This is a genomic window from Kribbella sp. NPDC005582 (assembly GCF_040605415.1).
Classification (GTDB): Bacteria; Actinomycetota; Actinomycetes; order Propionibacteriales; family Kribbellaceae; genus Kribbella.
Genome location: NZ_JBEXCU010000003.1, coordinates 1,166,426 through 1,185,877, shown reverse-complemented (window position 1 = coordinate 1,185,877; position 19,452 = coordinate 1,166,426). Strand labels below are relative to the sequence as shown.

Genomic DNA, 19,452 nt, shown 5'->3' with positions numbered 1-19,452 from the left:
GGTCTCGACGCCTACGATTTCTCGGCGGAGTCGGTCGCCTGGGCGTGTGGGTGGGGAACATCGGATCCAGGTGGTGTCATTGACCGAACTCCCATGCCAGCGGACGTGCCGGCGCTGGTAGTTGGCCTTCGGGAAGCGGCAGGCGCGATCCGCAAGCTGCACTCAGGTGCTGTCTCGGCGAAACTGTTCAACGACATCATGACGCCCGGCGCTTACGCCAACCTCCTCGAGGACCTCGCCGCCAAGGCAGCTCAGTCCGGAGCGCAGACGTAGAGTTGGAGCGCCGCGGCTGCGTGAACGGCGTACGGGACCAGTCGCCGAAGCGTTCGACAACCCGAAGACCGCCAAGTGTGAGCAGCAGCGGCAACTCCTGGGGGAAGATGCTCCTGATCTCGAGCGGCGTGACACTGAAGTCGGCCTCGGAATCGGTCGAGAAATACCACTGGGCGCGAGTCACCTGCGCGGCCGGGTCGTAGGTCTCCGCGACATCGACATGAACCACGCCACGAGATGGATCCACGAACGACAATGCGTCGCGCCTGCGTCGAACGCCGTCGGCCTGGGCAAGCATGCGCACGCTCGGGTTGAAGACGTCGAAGATGAGCCGTGCTCCGGGCGCCAGGTGCTTCCGCACCGAACGGAAGCAGTCCACCAAGTCCTCAGCCTTGTGCAGATGGAGCAGTGAGTTCGCGGCGATGAACACGAGATCGAACGTTCGCCCCAGGTCGAACTCGCGCATGTCGCCCTGGACCCACTGCACCTCCACGCCGCGCTCGTCCGCCTTGCGCCGAGCCTCGGCAAGCATGTCCGGCGAAAGCTCCAGGCCCACGCACGGATGCCCGTCGGACGCGATCGGGATCAGCTTCTGTCCGGTGCCACTGCCGAGTTCCAAGACCGACCCACCGTGCCGATCGGCTTCGGTCCGGTAGAAGTCGACGGCCTGTTCACCGCCAGGGAACAACCGGTCGTACAGCCTCGCGTCCGAGTAGAACTGCTCGCTCATGAGTCACCCACTCTTATTCGGGGATGGCCAGCCAGACGCTGATCGACATGGTCACGTCTCGCTCGTCATGAGAAGTATCTTCGTGTGCAGGTCGCCGGACTCCAGTCCGGCGTGCACGGAGGCGGCCTCGGCCAGCGGCCGGATCGTATGCGGCCGAAGCTTCAGGCGCTGCTCGCCGAGCCGGGTCATCACCTCGCTCAAGGCTGACCGGATGCCGTCCGGAACGGAAGTGGAGAGAGTGACGCCGAACTGTGGGCCGCGTGGGTCAGACAATGTGATCACGCGTTCGGGGCCACCCGCCAGGCGGACCGCAGTCTCAAGATCAGAGCGGCCGGACGCGTCGAACACGGCGTCCACCGCGGTCACGCTGTCGCCGAGCGGCCGCGCGTAATCGATTGGAGTCGCGCCCAACTGCCCCGTCACGACGAAGTCTTGTTCGCGTACGGCCGAGATCACGGCGACACCAGCCGCGACGGCCAACTGTGTCGCGATGGTACCGACCGCGCCTGCGCCGCCGAGGATCAGAAGCGTCTCTCCTGCGGTGACCCCGAGCAGGCGGAGGACACGTACGGCGGCCTCGCCCGAGGCAGGAACCGCAGCGGCGTCCGCCCAGCTGACTGCCTCGGGCTTACGGACCCAATAGTCCGCCACGACGTAGTCGGCGTAGCCGCCCAAGCCGGGTAAGGACACGGCGACCTCGTCGCCCGGCGCGACGTCGTCCACCCCTGCGCCGACCGCGTCGACGACACCTGCCGCCTCGAAGCCGAGGATCGCGGGATCACCCATCGAGAACACTTGCCGCAGGTGGCCGGCTCGAATCGCCAGGTCGGTTGGGCCGACGCCGGCCAGCCGGACGGCCAGCCGGATCTGGCCCTCGCCGGGATCGGGGAGGTCGACCTCGGACATCCTCAGCACATCCGGCATGCCGTACTCGGACATCACCACTGCTCGCATCGAACCTCCACTCAGTGACCTTTGACGTGACGAACCGGCCGCGATCCACTACCGCGACTGCGTGTGCTGGGTTGGGAGCAGACCGAGGGCGAGCAGGCTTTCCGCGGTCGCGACGACGGTGTCCGCGGGGGAGCGCGGTTGCCACTCGAGCACCGTGCGGGCCTTCTCGTTGGAGACGTGGCGGATCACGCCGAGGTTGGGCAGCATGGCCTGCAACGCAGCGGTGTTCTCGGCGGCCGCACGAACCACGTCGTCCGGCAGTTCGTCGGTGGGCACCGAGTTCGCGGCGTCGCCGAGCCGGCCGCGGATGGCCAGGGCGATCTCGTGCAGGGACACGGCGTCACCCGCGGCAGCGATGAACCGCTGCCCGGCGGCCTTGGGGCTGGTCATCGCGCGCAGGTGCAGGTCGGCGGCGTCCCGGACGTCGACCACCGCGAAGTGTAGGCGGGGTGTGCCTGGCATGGCGCCGGTGAACAGCTGGCTGATGATGCCGATCGAGGAGGAGGAATCGGCGCCGACGACCGGGCCGAAGATGCCGACCGGGTTGACCACGGTCAACTCCATGCCGTTGCCCTCTTGCTCCACGAAATCCCACGCCGCGCGCTCGGCCACGGTCTTGGACTTGATGTACGGGGCGATCGGCCCGGTCGTGTCCGTCCAGTCCTCTTCGGCGAACGCGCGATCGGTGTGGGGGTGACCGTAGCCGATCGCGGCGAACGAGGACGTGACGACCACCCGCTGCACCTGGGCGTCCCGCGCCGCGCGCAGCACCCGGAGCGTGCCTTCCCGCGCCGGCACGATCAACTCGTCCTCGTGCTGTGGCGCCCCGACCGGGAACGGGGAGGCCACGTGCAGGACATACCGGCAGCCGGCCACGGCGTCGGTCCAGCCCGCGTCCCTGGTGAGGTCGGCCACGAGGAAGGTGAGGAAGTCGCCCGCGGTCACGCCCATGGCCTCGAGGTTCTGGCGGACCTGGGATTCGCGATCCGGAGAACGCACTGTGGTGCGCACGCGGTAGCCCTCGCCCAGGGCCTGGGCGATGATGCGACCGCCCAGAAACCCGGAGCCTCCGGTGACGAGGATGGTGTCGACGGAATCGCCGACGGCGTTGTCTGTGGAACTGCTGGTCATCGACAGGTGCCTTTCAACGTGCCGTGTCGGCGGTGAGAGCGGGTAGCAGCAGCGCGTCCATCACGGCGATCAGCTGCTCCCCGGTGGCTTCCTCGCCATTGAGGAGTTTCTCGATGAAGAAACTGCCGAGCAGAAACACCTCGGCATGATCCAGCGCCGGGTTGTCCGACCGGATCGCCCCACGCTCGACGTGCCGCTCCAAGATCGTGTGCAGCGCCTGGACATAAGGGGCGAGCATGACGTCCTGCAGGGCCCGGGCCAGTGCCGGGTCGGACATCACCGCCTGCCAGATCCCCAGCGTGGGGACGCCTGCGGGATGGGGCGGGGGACTATGCCGAGCCAGTGCGACCAGGTCCCCGCGCAGGTCACCGGTGTCGATCGGGGGTAACGGCGGGTACTTGCGCGTGCGAAGCGCGGTGATCACCAGGGTGGGTTTGTTGTCCCACTGCCGGTACAGCGTGGCAGTGCTGGACCGCGTGCGCCGCGCGACCTCGTCGACCGTGGCGTGGTCGTAGCCGACCTCGGCGACCAGGTCGAACGTCGCGTCCAGGATCTCGCGTTCTCGCTCAGCGGTCAGCCGCTTACGCCGCGCCGACTTCACTGCCGACGGTGGCGTCGGCGTCTGCTTGCTCACTGACGAACTCCCGATCCCGGCGTGTCGATCGCAGGGGGATCGCGCACCGGATAGACATCGAAAACCTATTGTCGACAGTACGTTTTCGAAAACGCGTTGTCAAACAATGCTTTTGCGAACTGGCAGGAAGGGGAGTGGCGACGGGTTCGGGGGCGGCCACCATCTCCTTGTGGCCGTCCCGCCAGTGGCTCAGACGGTCGGGACCGTGCCGCCGTCGATGACGTACTCGGCGCCCACGATGGCCGAGGCGCGGTCCGACACCAGGAACCCGACCAGGTCGGCGATCTCCTCGGGCTGGGCGAACCGCCCCAAGGGAACCCCGCCGAGGGAGTCGTAGATCGTCTGCTTTGCGGCCTCGCGGGTGAGCCCGTTGCCCTCGGCGATCCGGTCCACGAACCGCTCGTAGGCCTCGGTCTCGATCCCTCCGGGGCTGATCGCGTTGACCCGCACGCCGCGCGGTGCGAGCTCGTTGGCCAGGCCCTTGCTGTACGTTCGCAGCGCCGCCTTGGCTGCCGCGTACGCCAGCGACGCGTCGTACTGCGGTAGTTCGCGCTGGATCGAGGTGAAGTGGAGCACCACACCCGACCCGGCCTCGGCCATCGCCGGCAGAAGGGCCCGGTCGAGCCGCACCGCACCCAAGAAGTTCAGGTTCAGTTCGGTCAGCCACTGCTCTTCGGTGATGACCGCGAACCCACCCGATGGCGTCGAGGCGCCCCCGACCACGTGCACGAGGACGTCGAGCGCGCCGACGGACTCAGCGATGCGGTTCGCCACGAGTTGCGCGCCATCGGCGGTCGACGTGTCCGCCTCGATGAACCGGTCGGGGCGGTCGTACCCGTTGGGCATTGTCCGGGCCGTGGTCCACACGTCGGCGCCCATCTCCCGCAGGCGGGTGACGACGGCCTTGCCCGAACCTTTCGACCCACCCGTGACGAGCGCGTGACGGCCGTCGAGGCGGTCGCGTTCTTTGCTGGACATTCTTCTCTTCCTTCTGACGGTTCGGTGGTCTGCGGTCGGGCTCAGGCCTCGTGGTTGGCGATGACGAGCTCGGCCACGAGGTTGCCGCGGAGGGTGAAGCGGTAGTCCAGGTCGGCGACGCCGCCCGGGAAGGTGCCTTCGAGGCGCAGGGTCACCACCCAGTGGTCGTCGTCGACGCGGCGGGCGCCGATCTGCTCGGTGGTGTACTCGAACTCGGCGCCGGCGTCGCGCAGGAACGCGTGCACCTCGTCGCGGCCTCGGAAGGTCTCGTTCTGGTCGACGATCACAACGTCTTCGACGAGCAACGACGAGGCCGTGTCGGCGTCGTGCACGGTGCTCGCCGCGAGGAAGTCGCGGACGGTGGCCGGGAGGGTGTCGGAGCGCAGGTTGGTGTTTGTCATGCCCTCACCGTGCGGCCTCGCGGCGCAGGAGGGTCAAGCGTTGGACCCTCTCCCAGAGGGAGAGTCCACACTGGATGCGTGCTGACCATCGGGGAGTTCTCGCGTCTGACCCACCTGAGCGTGCGGACCCTGCGCCGCTACCACGAGGGGGAGTTGCTCGAGCCGGCCGTCGTGGATGAGGTGACCGGCTACCGCTACTACTCCGTCGAGCAGATCCCGACCGCGCAGGTCATCAACCGGCTCCGCGAGCTCGACGTCCCCTTGAGCGACGTGCAGCAGATCCTGCGGACGCCGGACCCCGGTGTCCGGTCGACCCTCGTCGCGGGTCACCTGCTGCGCTTGGAGGCCGAGTTGGATCGCACCCGGGCCGCAGTCAGCTCGCTGCGCCGCCTCCTGCAGCCCGGCCCCGCGCGGATCGAGGTCGAGCTGCGCGCCGAACCCGCCCGCGAGGTCGCAGCGATCGAGGCCGTGATCGGCCTCGACGACGTCGACGCGTGGTTCGCCGGCGCGATGGCCGAGCTGGAAGCGGCCGTGGGCGTGGGTGTGACCGGTCCGCCGGGGGGTACCTATGACAACTCCCTGTTCGAGGAGGGCCGTGGTCGGGTGCTGGTCTACCTGCCGACCTCCGCTCCGCCGCGCACCGGACGGGTGCACGCCGTCACCCTGCCTGCCGCGGAACTGGCGGTGACCACCCACGTCGGTGAGCACGAGGGCGTGGACGTCACCTACGGCGAGCTCGGCGCGTGGGTCGTGGAGAACGCGATGTCAGTGGCTGGGCCCGTGCGGGAGGTTTACCGTGTGGGACCCCGGGATGTGAGCGATCCGGCCGCCTGGCGCACGGAGATCGGGTGGCCGGTGTTCCGCGTGACATGAAGCCGCAAGCCCATGTTTTAAGTGCCGATAAGCGACATTATGTCAACTAGCAGTCTGAGGAGCCCCGCTCGGCGCTCACGATCAGGAAGTTCGGCAAAGCGACGTAGGACTCGATCGCCTCGATTCCGCTCTCCCGCGCGACCTGTGGATCGAGCCTCGGTTCGCACAGTTCAAGCACGCGACACCCAAGGCCGATGACCTCGTTGATGTACGTAGACAGCGGGCGGTGGAAGTCGGGTGCATGACCCGCTGGCATCTCGTACTCATCCAAGTACCGGTCAAGTTGGTAATGACCGTGATCCCGCCACGTTGCGTAGAGATTCTCAAACGCAGGATGAGTAATCGAGAAGACGAATCGGCCGCCCGGCTTCAGCGCGCTGACGCATGCCGCCATCGCCGACTGCCAGGCGGGTATGGCGAGCAGCACCATGCTGCAGACCACCGCATCGAACGGCTGACCAACCTCCGGCAACGTCGACAGATCAGCCTGTACGAACCTGATCCCCTGGCGCCGCTCCTGCTCGATCTTCTGAGCGCGCGCCAGCAGCGCGGCAGCCGGCTCCACACCGACCACCTCAGCTCCGCCTTCGGCCAACAGCCGGCTCAAATAGCCTTCGCCGCTGCCTGCATCGAGGACTTTCCGGCCATCGACGGGCCCCAGCATCCGGAGCAGGTTTCCATTCATCAAGTGGCGCTTGGGAAAGTCGCCCTGATCGTCGTACGCCTCGATCGCGTCAGTCGGCATCGCCGACCACGCTGCGATCGCCTCTGAGTTGCTGATCGTGGACATGCGGTCACACCTCCTTGCTCGCGACCACCAGGTAGTTCTCGGACTCACCGTCGTACGTGCTCACTTCCGTCCGGAGTCCGACGCTCTGCAGCTCGGCTTCGAGTTCCTCGTACCGGTAGGGCCAGCAGGACAGCAATTCCTTGCGGACGACAACCGACCCCGTCGCATCGACTTGGGCGATCGCAATTTCGATGTGGTGCTCGTCCTCCCAGTTCGGCGCGATCTCCCAGCGGTAGACCACGACGGCATCGCGACCGTTGCGGCGGACGAGTCGGTCACTGATGTCCAGCCGGGAACCTCTGGCCCGCACGAGTTCCCAGGTGCGGGATGTGAGCACCAGGCGCCCGCCAGGGCGCAGGAGCCGTGACATCGACTCCAGAGCAGCAGCCCTGGCTGTCGCGCCCGCGGCGTGGTGAAGCGAGTTGCCAACGCAGAACACCATGTCGAACGTGCCGTCCTCGAAGTGGTCGGGCAGCTCTTCCCAGCTCGCCCGCTCGACTCGGACGGATGCCCCGAACTCCCCCGCCAACTCCGCAGTACGTCGAACCATCGCTTCGCTGGCGTCAGTTGCGACAACCTGTAGCCCACGGCCGGCGAGGCCAACCGCCAACTGCCCGGTTCCGCACGAACAGTCGAGGACATGAGCGTTCGGCGGCAGGAGACGGAGGACGTCGTCGAAGGACGCAGCGAACTCGGCTGGAGGCAACTTCGCGTCCGAGATCAGCCATTCGTACACCTCGGCAAGCACGTCGTAATCCGTCACAACCACTACCTCCGTCACGCGGCAGACTCACGGTGGGACGTCAGTCCATCAGCGGAGCGAGCCGTACGCCAATGATTTTCGGAGCTTGAAGATGAGGATGCCGAGGTGCTTGTTCATCCACTCTTGTTTGTGGGGGTATCGGCGGCGGGCCTCCGCCGACAGCTGCGGCTCGACGGTGGTTTCGATCCAGAGTCCGGCGGCGCTGAACTCGTTGAGCAGGTCGGAGATCGTGTACGGGCGCTTGGTGAGCTTGATGTTCTCGTTCCAGCTGTGCGAGTACGTGTACGGCGCTGTGGAGAAGTATTCCTCGCCCAGCGACGTACCGTTGGCTTCGGAGCGGTCGACGGCGAAGCGGATCGGGTGACTCCTGGTCAGCAGGATGAATCCGTCGTCGGCCAGTAGGTCGCGTGCGGCCCGAAGGGTGCGGACGGGATCTTGCGCGTAGCCGAAGGACTGCAGGAACAGGATCCGGTCGAACGTGCGGCCGGTGAGTTCAGGCAGTGAATCCAGCTCGGAGAGATCGCCTTGGACGAGCTCCACGCCAGGCGGCGGGCTGATGAAGTTGGCGCTGATATCGACGCCCACAGAACTGGCTGCCCCCTCGCCTGCCAGCTCGGCGAGTTTGCCGCCGTTGCCGCAGCCGACGTCGAGCACCGACAGCCCGGTGACATCACCGAGGAGGTTTCGCTGCGCCGGCCACTCGACGATGCGATCGAGCGAGTCCTCCTTGGCTCGGCCTTGCTCGTAGTACGACGAGAGTTCCAGCCACGGCCGGCTGGCTTCCGGGAGATTGTCTGCCATGACTCCGACCCTAGCTGCTCCCCCCGGTGCTATTCAGAGCGAAATGATGTCCTTCAGTTCGCGCAGAGTTTGAATGCGGTGGGTGGCTGCCGAGAAGTCGTGCGTTGCAGTGAATTCGTTGTGGACGATCGCGCAGTCGATTCCGGCCGCGACAGCCGAGTTCAATCCCCTGGCTGAATCCTCGACGACCAATGTTTCCGAAGCGGTGGCGCCGAAAAGGCTCAGGCCGGTCAGGTAAGGCTCAGGATGCGGCTTACTGTGGTTGTAGTCTTCGCGCGTCAGGACGAAGTCCATGAACTGCGTGATCTGTCGCTTCTCGTGGATGAGGTCGAAGTCAGTGCGCTTGGCGGTGGTCACGATGGCCATCCGGACGTGTTTCGACAGCTCAGCCAGCGTCTCGACGACGCCGTCGATCTCGATGGATTCGGTGCGCAGATAGTCTTGGTAATACCTGTCGCGTATCCCCCGCTGCCGGTCGATGGTCGCCTCGTCGATACCCGCCGCCCGCGCCTGCGCCCAGGTGCCGATCCCCTGGTTCATGTCCCGGACATATTGTTCTTCGTCGAGAATCAGTCCGATCTCCGCCAGCGCCCGCTCACCGGCTTTGAAATACCAGAATTCGGTATCGACGAGAACGCCGTCATGATCGAAGAGAATATAGTTCTTCATCAGTCGATACAGAATTCGTTGCCTTCGATGTCCAGCATCGGGATGCAGGAATCGGTGCCGTCGTACAGGGTTTGCACGTGGACGGCGCCGAGCGGGATCAGCCGGGCGCATTCGGCCTCGAGTGCGGCGAGCCGTTCGGGGCCTGTGAGTCCGGTGCCGACGCGCACGTCGAGATGGACGCGGTTCTTCACGGCTTTTCCCTCGGGGACGCGCTGGAAGTACAGCCGCGGGCCCACACCGGTGGGATCCACGCACGCGGACCAGGTGTCATCACCAGCGGCACCCTCCGGGACGACGTATCCCAGCACCTCGCACCAGAAGCGAGCGAGACGCTCGGGTTCGGCGCAGTCGAAGGTCACTTGAAACTGCTTGATCCCTGACACGGCAGCACCGTATCAAGGTGCCTATGGACGATGAGGCGGTCGCTCGGGCTGAGGCAGCCAACACTGCAGCGCGTCCGGTGGTGATCGCTGACGGCCTCGTGACGCGTCCAGCCAGTACGGCGGCCGCCACCGTGCAATCGTTTCTGCGGTTCCTGCGTTCGCAGGGCATCGACAGCGTCGCTGAGCCGATCGCGTTGGACGGCGACGTCGAAATGCTGCGGTACCTCCCGGGCGCGAGCGGCGGCGACGCCTGGCAGCACCAGCACACCGACGCAGGGCTGGCCTCGGCAGCGCGGCTGCTGCGACAACTGCACGACGCGAGCCAGGCCTGGACCCCGCCGTACGACGCCGTCTGGGGATCAGCGCCGATCCCGGCCGATGACCTGGTCTATTGCCACGGCGATCCCGGCCCCTGGAACTTCGTTTGGGAGGACACCACCGCCATCGGGCTGATCGACTGGGACTATCTGCACCCCGGTCCGCGGCTCGACGACATCGCCTACGCCTTGCACTGGTTCGCTCCGATGCGCTGCGACGAGTACGCCACCAGCTGGCATCACTTCCCGGAGGTGCCCGACCGCCGGCATCGCATCGCCGTGTTCCTCGAGGCGTACGGCGACCTGCCGGACTTCGACGTGGTCGACGCGGTGATCGCCCGGATGGAGGCGGTGTCCGAGCTCGTGAGCGAACTGGCGGCGAAGGGCCAAGAACCGCAGCGGACGTGGGTTCTCGACGGAGCTCTTGAGCGTGATCGCGAGGAGATCGAGTGGGTGCGCGAGCACCGCGCCCAGCTGTCCCCCGGGTGATGCTGCGAGGATGGCGGCATGCGCGAGTGGTTGGACAGGGCGACCGACACGTGGGCTCCGCCGACGGCCAAGGACACGGCCGGGCCGTTCCGGTTCCTGTTCTGGCTGACTCGCTCCCAGGCTCGTCGGATCTCAGCGGGTGCGTTGCTCGGGACGGTCTGGATGGTCGGGCTGACCGTGCCGCCGTGGGTGTTGTCGCGTGCGGTGGACGAGGGACTCGTGGGCCGCGATCCGGCCGCGCTGGTCAGGTGGGCGCTGATTCTGTTGGGTGTCACCGTCCTGCTCGCGTTGCTGGCGATCGCCCGGCACCGCACGATGACGAAGGTCCGGATGGATGCCTCGTTCCGTTCGGTGCGGGCCACGGTCTGGCATACCTCGCGACTCGGCGCGTCGCTGGCGCGGCGGATGAGTGCGGGCGAGATTGTGACGGTCGGCATCAACGACGTCCACACGGTCGCGATGGCGCTGACCGTCACCGGCCCCGGCGTCGGCGCGGTCGTCGCGTACGTCGTGGTCGCGGTCATCTTGTTCACCACCTCCCCGTTGCTGGCCGCGGTTGTCCTGGCCGGCGTACCGGTGCTGGTTGTTGCCGTCGGCCCGTTCCTGCATCGCATCGAACGGACCGGCGGTGAGTACCGCGTGCATCAAGGACGGTTGACGACCCGACTGGTCGACGTCCTGGCTGGGCTTCGGGTCCTCAACGGTCTGGGCGGGAAGCAGTTCGTCGCCGACCGGTACGGCGAGCAGTCGCAGCGACTGGTCCGGCGCGGTTACCAGGTCGCCGGACCAGCGAGTTGGGTCGGAGCGCTGTCGACCGGGCTGCCCGCATTGTTCCTGGCCGCGGTCGTCTGGTTGTCGGCGCGGATGGCGGCGACGGGGGCGATCACGATCGGCGACGTCGTCGCGGTCTACGGGTACGTCGCCGTACTGGTGGTGCCGGTGTCGATGTTCATCGAGGGCGGTGGCGACATCGCGCGCGCCCGCGTCGCCGGGCAGCGGATCATCGACCTGCTGAACCTGCCGGTGGCGCGTGACACTGAGCAAAGCGGTGTCCCACTCCCCCAGGGGTCGGGCCCGCTGATCGATCCTGAGTCGGGTGTCGTCGTTCGCCCTGGGCTGCTGACGGCGCTCGTCGCCGCACGGCCGGGAGACACGCTCGCGGTCGTCGAGCGGCTCGGCCAGCTGACCGATGCCGACGTGACGTGGGCAGATGTGCGGCTGGACGAGGTCGGCCGAGCGGAGTTGCGGAGCCGATTGGTTGTCGCCGACAACGATGCTGAGGTGTTCGCCGGGACCGTGCGCGAGATCGTTGCCGGCCGGCTGGAGCCGGATGACGACCGGATTCACGCGGCGCTCCAGGTGGCGGTGGCCGAGGACGTCGTCGAGGCATTGCCCGATGGTCTGGATGCCCTGATCGCTGCCGGCGGGTCTGATCTGTCCGGCGGGCAACGGCAGCGGATCCGGCTGGCGCGCGCTGTGTACGCGGCTCCCGACGTACTGGTGGCTGTCGATCCGACCTCCGCGGTCGACGCCAACACCGAGGCGGCGATGATCGACCGGCTTCGCGAGGCCCGGTGCGGCACGACGACGGTGCTGACGACGATGTCGCCGCTCGTCCTGGATCGGGCCGACGAGGTGATCGTGCTGGTCGACGGCAAGATGTCGGCGGCCGGCAAGCATGTCGAGCTTCTGCAGACCGATCCCTCCTATCGCGAACTCGTGTCGCGCGCTCAGGACGGCCGATGAACAGGCAACTGCCTGTGGCCAACCCGGCCGAAGTCCGTACGGCGGCGGTCCGCGATCTGCGCGCGGATCGGTGGGCTGTGGTCGCGGTTGTCGTGGTCAACGCGCTCGCGGCGGCCGCCGGTCTGATCGGCCCGTGGCTGCTCGGAAAGATCATCGACACGATTCAGTCCGGCGAAGGGAACGTGCTCGGCACGGTCGACCGGCTGGCGTTCGGCGCGCTGGTGTTCACCGTCGCACAGACTGTGCTGGCGTGGTGGGCGCTCAAGATCGGCTACCGGTTCGGTGAGCGTACGGCGGCCCGGGTTCGGGAGCGGTTCCTGCAGCGGACCTTGGCACTGCCTCCGCGGGTGGCCGATCATCTGCCGGCCGGCGACCTGATCGCCCGCGGCAGCACGGATGCTTCGCTCGTCGCCACGACGTTGCGGTCGGCCGTGCCCGAGGTACTGGTGGCGACCGTCCATGCGTTGTTCCTGGTGGGCGCCGTACTGGTGCTGGATCTGCGTCTCGGTGTGTGCGGACTCGTGTGTCTGCTTGGTGTCGGAGCGGCGGTGCGCTGGTACATGCGTCGCGCGCGGCCGGTGTACTTGGCTGTCGCGGCAACGGGCGCGGAGGTCGCCGACGTCGTCGCCAGTACGGCGAAGGGCGCGCGCACGATCGAGCTGCTCGGGTTGGATGACCGTAGGTGGCAGGCGTCGGAGGCGGCGATCGCCGAGTCTCGGTCTGCACGGCTGGGAGCGCTGTGGCTGCGGACCGTTCTGTTCCCGTGGTCGGAGGTCGCGCTGGGGATCCCGGTGGTCGGCGTACTGCTGGTCGGCGGCGCGCTGTACGCGAACGGGTTGGTCAGCGTCGGAGTGGTGGTGACGGCGACGGTGTATCTGCGCCAGCTCGTCGGCCCGCTCGACACGTTGATGATCTGGATCGAGCAGTTGCAGGGCGCGGGCGCGTCGTACGCCCGCGTCGAGGGGCTCGCTGATGTTCATGGTGCCGAGCCGGCGCAGACCCAGCATCTCGACGGTGAGCGGATCCGCGTGAGCGATGCTCATTACAGCTACACCGGAGATCGCGACGTACTGCGTGGGATCGATCTGCTGGTGCAACCCGGTGAGCGCCTGGCGATCGTCGGTACGTCGGGAGCCGGCAAGTCCACGCTTGCCCGGCTGCTCGCGGGGCTCGATCGTCCGCACACCGGCTCGGTGACGATCGGCGGCCGGCCGGTTGCCGAGCTGCCGCCTGACCAGTTGCGGGAGCACGTCGTACTGATTACTCAGGACCATCATGTCTTTCACGACACCCTGCGCGACAACCTGTTGATCGCGAAGCCGAGCGCGACCGACGAGGAGCTGTACGCCGCCTTGACCGCGGTCGGCGCGGATTGGCTCGACGAGCTGCCGAACGGCTTGGACACCGAGATCGGCGTCGACATCGAGCTGCCCGACGCGAGCGCCCAGCAGCTCTCACTCGCGCGGGTGGTCCTGGCCGATCCGCACACGTTGATCCTCGACGAGGCCACGTCGCTTCTCGACCCGAAGACGGCCCGCCGTACCGAGCAGTCGTTGGCCGCCGTACTGCGCGGCCGGACGGTGATCGCGATCGCGCACCGGCTGCAGACCGCACACGACGCCGACCGGATCGCCGTCATGGAAGCCGGTGAGCTGGTCGAGCTCGGCACCCACACCGAGCTGGTCAGCGCGGGACGCCTCTACGGCAAGCTCTGGCGGACCTGGAACACCGAAGCCGAGTAGCCCCGATCGGAGGCTCTCCCCTGTGGATGACCCTCGACGTGAATGTTCAACGGCTGTTCACCCTCGGTCGATGAGTGATCAACGCATCGTGATGCGAAGGCTATCCCTTGTGTGACCCCGCAGCTGCCGGTGCGGGCTTGTTGGGACGATCGCTTACCGACAACGATTCCCATCACCGCGGCCCTCCTCCCAGGCCGCCTCAGAGGAATCGGATGTGACCTATGCGTTTCCCGCCCCGCCCCCGCAAGTCCCTCGCCGGTGCTGTTCTCGCTCTCGGACTCGGTGCCGCCGCCTTGGCGCCGATGCAGACCGCGACGAGTGCCCCGGCTCCCTCCCCCGTCGACGGCGTGTACGACGTACTCGGTAAGAGCTGGGGTGTCAGCCCGGCCGAGGCGAAGGCGCGGCTCGATGGCGAGCACACCAAGGCCGCCGCGTTCGAGACCGCGAAGGCCCAGCTCGACGGTGCGTTCTTCAACTCCGAGCGGCAGCTGGTCGTGAACGTTCATTCCGCTCGGGCCGCGCAGATTGCCCGTGAGCACGGTCTGGCTCCGCGGTCCGTGGCCCGTGGTGAGAAGGCGCTGGCCAAGCTGCAGTCGCAGGTGCAGGCGCTGGCCGACAAGTCTGGCTCGCTGCAGGTGCAGTCGATCGGCGCCGACCTGCCGACCGACCGGCTGCAGGTGGTGCTCCAGCCAGGCAAGCAGTCGGCGAAGACAGTTGCCCTGGTCAAGCAGTTGAAGGCGATCTCCGGTGTCGACGTGAGCACGAACGACACCACGCTGACGATGACGGCCGACGTGATCGGCGGCCAGATCATGGACCTGGTGCCGGGCACGAACTGCTCGCTCGGTTTCCCCGGCACGCGCAACGGCGGTGACAACGTGCTTCTCAGCGCCGGCCACTGCGTCGAGGGCAACCCGATGATCCAGAACCGCTCCGGGGTCCGGCTCGGGGTTGGTGTCGCCAGCCGGTTCCGTACCGGTTCGCCGAGCGTCGACATGGGTCTGATGGACATCGACAGCAACAACGTCGGCCGCGGCTACATCGACAACCGCAACGGGCAGACCACCCGGGTCACCGGTTCGTCGAAGGCGCCGGTCGGCTCAACGATCTGCAAGGCCGGTAACACGACCGGCTGGACCTGCGGCACGATCACGCAGTACAACCTGACCGTCAACTACGGCGGCGCCGGCGGCAGTGTCACCCAGACGAGCGGCCTGGCCCGCTCGACCGTCTGCACCGAGGGCGGCGACTCCGGCGGCGCCTACATCTCCGGCACCACCGCGCAGGGCATGACGTCCGGCGGCCCGAACGACGGCCACGACTGCGGCTGGAACCAGGGCAGCAACGCCACCGGTTCCTACTCCTTCTACCAGCCGGTCGTCGACGCCGCCCAGTACTACGGCGTCACCCTCACGACCAGCTGACGCCAACTGGCCTGGACCGCAACCTTGTTAGGGTCCCGGTGGGGTGGGCAGCACGCCCGTCCCACCGGGATCGGAGTTGTTGCATGGGACATTCGGGCATCGCCGTGTGGAGTCTGTCGGCCGACGTCCGGCCGCAAGACGACCTGCATGGCTACGTCACGGCGGGCTGGCGCGAGCGGACGGCGATCCCGGCCGGCGAGGCTCGCGTCGACACATTCGTCGAGCTGTCGTTGCAAGCCGAGGAGCGGCTTCGCGAGCTGATCACCGAGGATGCCGGCGACGACCGCGAAGCGCGCCAGCTCAGTGACTTCTTCCGCAGCTTCCTGGACGAGGCGACGATCGAGCAGCTGGGACTGCAGCCGCTGGCCGGTCAGCTCGATCTGGTCCGCGGAATCAGTGATCTGTCCGGCCTCTGCACCGCGCTCGGCGCGCTGCGGGCCGAAGGCGTCGAGGGGCTGTTCACCTTCGACGTAGCCATCGACTCGAAACAGTCCGAGCGGTTCCTGGCCCACCTCGGCCAGTCCGGGCTCGGGCTGCCCGATGAGTCGTACTACCGCGGCGACACCTTTGAGACCGAGCGAGCGGCGTACGGCGCGCATGTCGGTCGCATGCTCGAGCTTGCCGGGCTGCAGGGGACCGCGGCCGACCGGATTGTGGCGCTCGAGACCCGGCTTGCCGAGCATCACTGGGACGTGGTCAGGAAGCGCGATGCGCCGGCGTCGTACAACAAGTACAGCCGCGCCGAGCTGGCGAAGGCCACGCCGTCGATCGACTGGGATGCGTGGCTCGCCGGCGCAGGTCTCCCCCAGGACTGCCTGGCCGAGGTGATCGTCCGGCAACCCAGCTATCTGGAGGCGCTCACCGACCTGCTGGCCGAGATCCCGCTCGACCAGTGGCGGGAGTGGCTGAGCTGGCGGGTGGTGAGGACCGCTGCTCCCCTCCTCGGCGCCGCCTTTGTCGAGGAGGACTTCGCGTTCAACGGGCGCGTGCTGACCGGCGCGTCCGAACCGCGAGCGCGCTGGAAACGAGGTCTGAGCGTCGTGGAGACGGCGATGGGATCGGCGCTCGGTCGCCGGTACGCCGAGCGCCACTTCCCGCCGGCGGCCAAGACCCGGATGACCGAGCTGGTCGCGAACCTGATCGAGGCCTACCGGCAGCGCATAACCGCACTGGACTGGATGAGCCCCACGACGAAAACCCGGGCGCTGGAGAAGCTCGACCGGTTCGTCGTCAAGATCGGCTACCCCGAGGTCTGGACCGACTACTCGGGACTGAAGATTGAGGCCGACGACCTGGTCGGCAACGTTCGCCGAGCGGCCGCGGACCAGCTGCGCCGCGCGGTCGAGCGACTCGGCCGTCCCGCGGATCGCCGGATCTGGACCTTCATGGACCCGCACTGGGTGAACGCCTACTCGAACGCACGCTGGAACGAGATCATCTTCCCGGCCGCGATCCTGCAGCCGCCGTTCTTCGATCCCGACACCGACGACGCGGTGAACTACGGCGCGATCGGGGCGGTGATCGGCCATGAGATCGGGCACGGTTTCGACGACCAGGGCTCCAAGTACGACGGCAGTGGCAATCTGGCGAACTGGTGGACCGATGCCGATCGGCGGGAGTTCGAGGCGCGGACCCGGCGGCTGATCGGTCAGTTCGACGGTCTGGAGCCGGCCGGTACGCCGGGACACGGCGTGAACGGCGAGCTGACGCTGGGCGAGAACATCGGTGATCTCGGTGGACTCTCGGTCGCGCACACGGCGTACCGGATCTCGCTGGGTGGTGTCGAGGCGCCGGTGCTGGACGGGCTGACCGGCGACCAGCGGTTCTTCGTGGCCTGGGCACAGATCTGGCGGCACAAGGCACGGCCCGCCGAGGAGATCCGGTTGCTGACCGTCGATCCGCACTCGCCGCCGGCGTTCCGCACGAACGTGATCGTCCGGAACCTCGACGAGTTCCACCAGGCCTTCGAGGTCGGACCCGGTGATGCGCTGTGGCTGGATCCGGCCGAGCGGATCAGCATCTGGTGAGGTCTAGGCGATCGTGCCGATCCAGTCGCCGGGGCGGGGGTCGGCGTAGAACGCGACGAAGATGAGGTTGTCGTCTTCGGGGTGGAGCGGGTCGAACAGGACCTGGGTGGCGGTGGTGGCGGTCGGGATCTCGGAGCGGTTGGTGGTCCGGCGGGTGACCCAGCGGTCGGTGCCTTGGAGGTCGGTGAACTTCACGATCACGTCGGCGCCGACGACCGAGCGGTGACCTTGATCGTTCTGCGAGGTCCGTACGTCGATGTTGGTGATGGTCCCGGTGACCGTCCGGCCCGCGGCGAGGAGGCGGTTGCGGTCGGCGATCTGGGTGCTGAGCCGCCGGTTGTGCCGGATGGCGTAGACGGTGGTCAGAGCGGCGATGACCACCGCCAGGACCGGTAGCCAGATGTCGGCGCGGTACATGACCCAGGTGAAGGTGCCCCAGGTGTCGTCGTCCTCGTGGAACACCGGATCGACCGCCGTACCGACGGCGAGCGGGTCGGTCCAGCTGCGGCTGTCCAGGAACAGTCCGAGCGCGACCGCCCAGAGCACAGCGGGAGTCCGCAGCATGAGCTGCTTCTCGCCGCCGCGGTACAGGTCGAGGAGATAGTGGGCGGTTGCGGCCGCCACGATCAGGCCAAAGGTTCCGACGATGAACAGCACGGGGATCGTCCCCAGGCCCAGGAAGCCCTTCGTCCCCGGCTCGTTGTCGGCGAAGACACTGTTGATGAGGCCGTCCCGCAGCAGGTCGACGATGCTGCCGATCGCAAGACCTGTGCACAGCGCCGCACCCAGTTGGGCGACTCCGGCGATGATCGCGCCGACGAGAAGTCCGGGCCGGCCCGCGCGGCTCAGGCGCTTGGCGCGGCGTGCCACGATCGGATCCACTGTGCTCACGTGTGCCCCCTAGGTGCCCGGCCGGAGGCAGCAGATTACACGCGGTGAGGCTCGTTCGGCGTCCAGTTCCAGTCGGTGATAGTGGTGCGCAGCAGGCGGGCGGCGGCGGACAGGTGGCTGTCGGCCGCCCAGTACAGCGTCACCGTACGACGGGAGCCGGGATCGTCGACGGGGATCCAGACGAGCGGGGCGCGGGTGACGCTGCGGTTGGCGAAGGCGGGCACGAGACCGACGCCCAGGCCCGCGCTGATCAGATCGGCGATCGCGCTGTACTCGTCGCTCTCGCACATGATCTTGGGAGTGAGACCGTGGGCGCCGAACAGCCGGTCGAGCAGGCGGCGCCCCCAGTGACCGGGGCGGGCGGTGACGAACGGCTGGTCGGCGATATCGGCGATCGTCACCGACGCGCGACCCGCCAGCGGATGATCGAGCGGAAACGCCACTCCGACCTCCTCGTCGAACAGGAGCGCAGACTCGAGCCCTTCGCCGGGGATCGGCTGCGAGGCGACGCACAGGTCGATCTCCTGAGCGCGCAGCCGCCGCGTCATGTCCTCGGGCGGCGACCAGTGGAGCGCGATGTCGGCATCCGGGTAGGACTGTTTGAAGGCGGACAGCGGGCCGGTGAGCGTCAGGAAGGTCTCCGACGCGAGCCGCACCGCGCCCAGCCCTTGGTCCGCGGCGTCGATGACGGCACGCCGTCCTGCCTCGAGCTCACCAAGGGCGCGCTCGACATGGTCGCGGAAGAGCTTCCCCGTGTCGTTCAGCCGAAGCCGGCCGCTGCGGTCGAACAGCGGCACGCCCAGTTCGCCCTCCAGCCTGGCGATCGTGCGGCTCAGCGACGGCTGGGCGATGTGCAGCTCGTCAGCCGCTCGGCTGAGGTGCTCCAGCCGGGCAACCACCAGGAACTGCCGGAGCGAGTTCAGCTCCATCATGACTCCCTAGACATAACACGATAGCAATATTGATCTTAGACACCATAGCTGTGCGGTCATAGCGTTGTTGTCATGACTAGCTCCGATGAAGCTCACATCCAGCAGCAGCTCGACAGGATCGTCGCGGCACTCCGGGACAGGGACCTCGACGCGCTGAACGCCGTCTACGCGACCGACGTCGTGTCGTTCGACGTCGAGCCGCCGCTGCAGCATCTGGGGATCGCGGCGAAGCTGCGGAACTGGGCGAACGTCTTCACGTTCTTCGAGACGGTCAGCTACGAGATCCGGGACCTGCACCTCACCGTCGGGGACGAGGTGGCCTTCGGGTACGCGTTCGCCCGCCTCAGTGGCACGCTCAAGAACGGGACGGCCGTGGCCGGCATGTGGGTCCGCGTCACGTACGGCCTGCAGAAGGTCGACGGAAGCTGGCTGATCGCGCACGACCAGGTGTCGGTGCCGCTGGACATCGTGTCCGGCAAGGGCGTCGTCGACCTCGAGCCGTGA

The 19,452-nt window shown here is 67.5% G+C and carries 20 protein-coding genes and 1 pseudogene; 8 read left to right on the top strand and 13 right to left on the bottom strand.

What is annotated here, in order from left to right; genetic code table 11:
- Positions 1 to 30 precede the first annotated feature (30 nt).
- A pseudogene (locus ABZS29_RS23200) lies at positions 31 to 273 on the top strand (hypothetical protein); the annotation flags it as partial.
- Here ABZS29_RS23200 and ABZS29_RS23195 read toward each other — a convergent pair.
- The 6 genes from ABZS29_RS23195 to ABZS29_RS23170 form a co-directional block, all read right to left on the bottom strand.
- The gene (locus tag ABZS29_RS23195; RefSeq protein WP_355464378.1) at positions 197 to 1,003 is read right to left on the bottom strand and encodes a class I SAM-dependent methyltransferase; all 807 of its coding nucleotides are present in this window, start codon (positions 1,001 to 1,003) and stop codon (positions 197 to 199) included. The pseudogene ABZS29_RS23200 and the gene ABZS29_RS23195 sit on opposite strands and share 77 nt — an antisense overlap.
- 51 nt (positions 1,004 to 1,054) lie before the next feature.
- On the bottom strand, positions 1,055 to 1,957 hold the full coding sequence (locus ABZS29_RS23190; RefSeq protein WP_355464376.1) for an NADP-dependent oxidoreductase: 903 nt from the start codon (positions 1,955 to 1,957) through the stop codon (positions 1,055 to 1,057).
- 48 nt (positions 1,958 to 2,005) lie between these two features.
- Positions 2,006 to 3,088, bottom strand: coding sequence for an aldehyde reductase (locus ABZS29_RS23185; RefSeq protein WP_355464374.1), 1,083 nt, complete (start codon positions 3,086 to 3,088; stop codon positions 2,006 to 2,008).
- 13 nt (positions 3,089 to 3,101) lie between these two features.
- Complete coding sequence (locus ABZS29_RS23180) at positions 3,102 to 3,722, bottom strand: TetR/AcrR family transcriptional regulator (RefSeq protein WP_355464372.1); 621 nt, start codon at positions 3,720 to 3,722, stop codon at positions 3,102 to 3,104.
- A gap of 189 nt (positions 3,723 to 3,911) precedes the next feature.
- Positions 3,912 to 4,700 carry an SDR family oxidoreductase gene (locus ABZS29_RS23175; RefSeq protein WP_355464370.1) on the bottom strand — a complete coding sequence of 263 codons (789 nt, stop codon included), beginning with the start codon at positions 4,698 to 4,700 and terminating at the stop codon, positions 3,912 to 3,914.
- Positions 4,701 to 4,741: 41 nt separating this feature from the next.
- Complete coding sequence (locus tag ABZS29_RS23170) at positions 4,742 to 5,101, bottom strand: nuclear transport factor 2 family protein (RefSeq protein WP_355464368.1); 360 nt, start codon at positions 5,099 to 5,101, stop codon at positions 4,742 to 4,744.
- A 78-nt stretch (positions 5,102 to 5,179) separates the two neighbouring features.
- On the opposite strand from ABZS29_RS23170, the gene ABZS29_RS23165 reads away from it, so the two are divergent.
- Positions 5,180 to 5,974 carry a MerR family transcriptional regulator gene (locus ABZS29_RS23165; protein WP_355464366.1) on the top strand — a complete coding sequence of 265 codons (795 nt, stop codon included), beginning with the start codon at positions 5,180 to 5,182 and terminating at the stop codon, positions 5,972 to 5,974.
- A 46-nt stretch (positions 5,975 to 6,020) separates the two neighbouring features.
- Here the strand turns inward: ABZS29_RS23165 and ABZS29_RS23160 are convergent, their stop codons facing one another.
- Genes ABZS29_RS23160 through ABZS29_RS23140 form a run of 5 tightly spaced genes read right to left on the bottom strand, consistent with a single transcriptional unit; the run spans position 6,021 to position 9,380 of the window.
- A complete protein-coding gene (locus ABZS29_RS23160) occupies positions 6,021 to 6,764 on the bottom strand; it encodes a methyltransferase domain-containing protein (protein WP_355464364.1) in 744 nt (247 codons plus the stop codon).
- Between the two features lie 4 nt (positions 6,765 to 6,768).
- Positions 6,769 to 7,527: a class I SAM-dependent methyltransferase gene (locus ABZS29_RS23155; protein ID WP_355464362.1), complete on the bottom strand. Its 759-nt coding sequence runs from the start codon at positions 7,525 to 7,527 to the stop codon at positions 6,769 to 6,771.
- A 48-nt stretch (positions 7,528 to 7,575) separates the two neighbouring features.
- On the bottom strand, positions 7,576 to 8,328 hold the full coding sequence (locus tag ABZS29_RS23150; protein ID WP_355464360.1) for a class I SAM-dependent methyltransferase: 753 nt from the start codon (positions 8,326 to 8,328) through the stop codon (positions 7,576 to 7,578).
- A gap of 33 nt (positions 8,329 to 8,361) precedes the next feature.
- Positions 8,362 to 8,997, bottom strand: coding sequence for an HAD-IA family hydrolase (locus ABZS29_RS23145; protein ID WP_355464358.1), 636 nt, complete (start codon positions 8,995 to 8,997; stop codon positions 8,362 to 8,364).
- The gene (locus ABZS29_RS23140; protein ID WP_355464357.1) at positions 8,997 to 9,380 is read right to left on the bottom strand and encodes a VOC family protein; all 384 of its coding nucleotides are present in this window, start codon (positions 9,378 to 9,380) and stop codon (positions 8,997 to 8,999) included. Before ABZS29_RS23140 ends, ABZS29_RS23145 begins: the two co-directional genes overlap by 1 nt.
- A gap of 23 nt (positions 9,381 to 9,403) precedes the next feature.
- Between ABZS29_RS23140 and ABZS29_RS23135 the strand changes: the two genes are divergently transcribed.
- The 5 genes from ABZS29_RS23135 (at position 9,404) to ABZS29_RS23115 (ending at position 17,125) form a co-directional block, all read left to right on the top strand.
- Entirely contained in the window at positions 9,404 to 10,186 is a 783-nt protein-coding gene (locus tag ABZS29_RS23135; RefSeq protein ID WP_355464430.1) for an aminoglycoside phosphotransferase family protein, read from the top strand.
- 18 nt (positions 10,187 to 10,204) lie between these two features.
- Complete coding sequence (locus ABZS29_RS23130; RefSeq protein ID WP_355464355.1) at positions 10,205 to 11,932, top strand: ABC transporter ATP-binding protein; 1,728 nt, start codon at positions 10,205 to 10,207, stop codon at positions 11,930 to 11,932.
- A complete protein-coding gene (locus ABZS29_RS23125) occupies positions 11,929 to 13,674 on the top strand; it encodes an ABC transporter ATP-binding protein (RefSeq protein ID WP_355464353.1) in 1,746 nt (581 codons plus the stop codon). The genes ABZS29_RS23130 and ABZS29_RS23125 overlap by 4 nt, the downstream gene beginning before the upstream one ends.
- Positions 13,675 to 13,895: 221 nt before the next feature.
- On the top strand, positions 13,896 to 15,098 hold the full coding sequence (locus ABZS29_RS23120) for a S1 family peptidase (protein WP_355464351.1): 1,203 nt from the start codon (positions 13,896 to 13,898) through the stop codon (positions 15,096 to 15,098).
- 83 nt (positions 15,099 to 15,181) lie between these two features.
- Positions 15,182 to 17,125 carry a M13-type metalloendopeptidase gene (locus ABZS29_RS23115; RefSeq protein ID WP_355464349.1) on the top strand — a complete coding sequence of 648 codons (1,944 nt, stop codon included), beginning with the start codon at positions 15,182 to 15,184 and terminating at the stop codon, positions 17,123 to 17,125.
- Between the two features lie 3 nt (positions 17,126 to 17,128).
- Here the strand turns inward: ABZS29_RS23115 and ABZS29_RS23110 are convergent, their stop codons facing one another.
- Entirely contained in the window at positions 17,129 to 18,016 is an 888-nt protein-coding gene (locus tag ABZS29_RS23110; protein ID WP_355464348.1) for a hypothetical protein, read from the bottom strand.
- 35 nt (positions 18,017 to 18,051) lie between these two features.
- Entirely contained in the window at positions 18,052 to 18,945 is an 894-nt protein-coding gene (locus tag ABZS29_RS23105; RefSeq protein WP_355464346.1) for a LysR substrate-binding domain-containing protein, read from the bottom strand.
- A 75-nt stretch (positions 18,946 to 19,020) separates the two neighbouring features.
- Between ABZS29_RS23105 and ABZS29_RS23100 the strand changes: the two genes are divergently transcribed.
- On the top strand, positions 19,021 to 19,452 hold the full coding sequence (locus ABZS29_RS23100) for a nuclear transport factor 2 family protein (protein ID WP_355464344.1): 432 nt from the start codon (positions 19,021 to 19,023) through the stop codon (positions 19,450 to 19,452).

Coding starts and splice junctions, on each gene's coding strand:
- ABZS29_RS23195 (WP_355464378.1), bottom strand. CDS start 1,003: ATGAGCGAGCAGTTCTACTCGGACGCGAGGCTGTACGACCGGTTGTTC.
- ABZS29_RS23190 (WP_355464376.1), bottom strand. CDS start 1,957: ATGCGAGCAGTGGTGATGTCCGAGTACGGCATGCCGGATGTGCTGAGG.
- ABZS29_RS23185 (WP_355464374.1), bottom strand. CDS start 3,088: ATGACCAGCAGTTCCACAGACAACGCCGTCGGCGATTCCGTCGACACC.
- ABZS29_RS23175 (WP_355464370.1), bottom strand. CDS start 4,700: ATGTCCAGCAAAGAACGCGACCGCCTCGACGGCCGTCACGCGCTCGTC.
- ABZS29_RS23170 (WP_355464368.1), bottom strand. CDS start 5,101: ATGACAAACACCAACCTGCGCTCCGACACCCTCCCGGCCACCGTCCGC.
- ABZS29_RS23160 (WP_355464364.1), bottom strand. CDS start 6,764: ATGTCCACGATCAGCAACTCAGAGGCGATCGCAGCGTGGTCGGCGATG.
- ABZS29_RS23150 (WP_355464360.1), bottom strand. CDS start 8,328: ATGGCAGACAATCTCCCGGAAGCCAGCCGGCCGTGGCTGGAACTCTCG.
- ABZS29_RS23145 (WP_355464358.1), bottom strand. CDS start 8,997: ATGAAGAACTATATTCTCTTCGATCATGACGGCGTTCTCGTCGATACC.
- ABZS29_RS23135 (WP_355464430.1), top strand. CDS start 9,404: ATGGACGATGAGGCGGTCGCTCGGGCTGAGGCAGCCAACACTGCAGCG.
- ABZS29_RS23130 (WP_355464355.1), top strand. CDS start 10,205: ATGCGCGAGTGGTTGGACAGGGCGACCGACACGTGGGCTCCGCCGACG.
- ABZS29_RS23125 (WP_355464353.1), top strand. CDS start 11,929: ATGAACAGGCAACTGCCTGTGGCCAACCCGGCCGAAGTCCGTACGGCG.
- ABZS29_RS23120 (WP_355464351.1), top strand. CDS start 13,896: ATGCGTTTCCCGCCCCGCCCCCGCAAGTCCCTCGCCGGTGCTGTTCTC.
- ABZS29_RS23115 (WP_355464349.1), top strand. CDS start 15,182: ATGGGACATTCGGGCATCGCCGTGTGGAGTCTGTCGGCCGACGTCCGG.
- ABZS29_RS23105 (WP_355464346.1), bottom strand. CDS start 18,945: ATGGAGCTGAACTCGCTCCGGCAGTTCCTGGTGGTTGCCCGGCTGGAG.
- ABZS29_RS23100 (WP_355464344.1), top strand. CDS start 19,021: ATGACTAGCTCCGATGAAGCTCACATCCAGCAGCAGCTCGACAGGATC.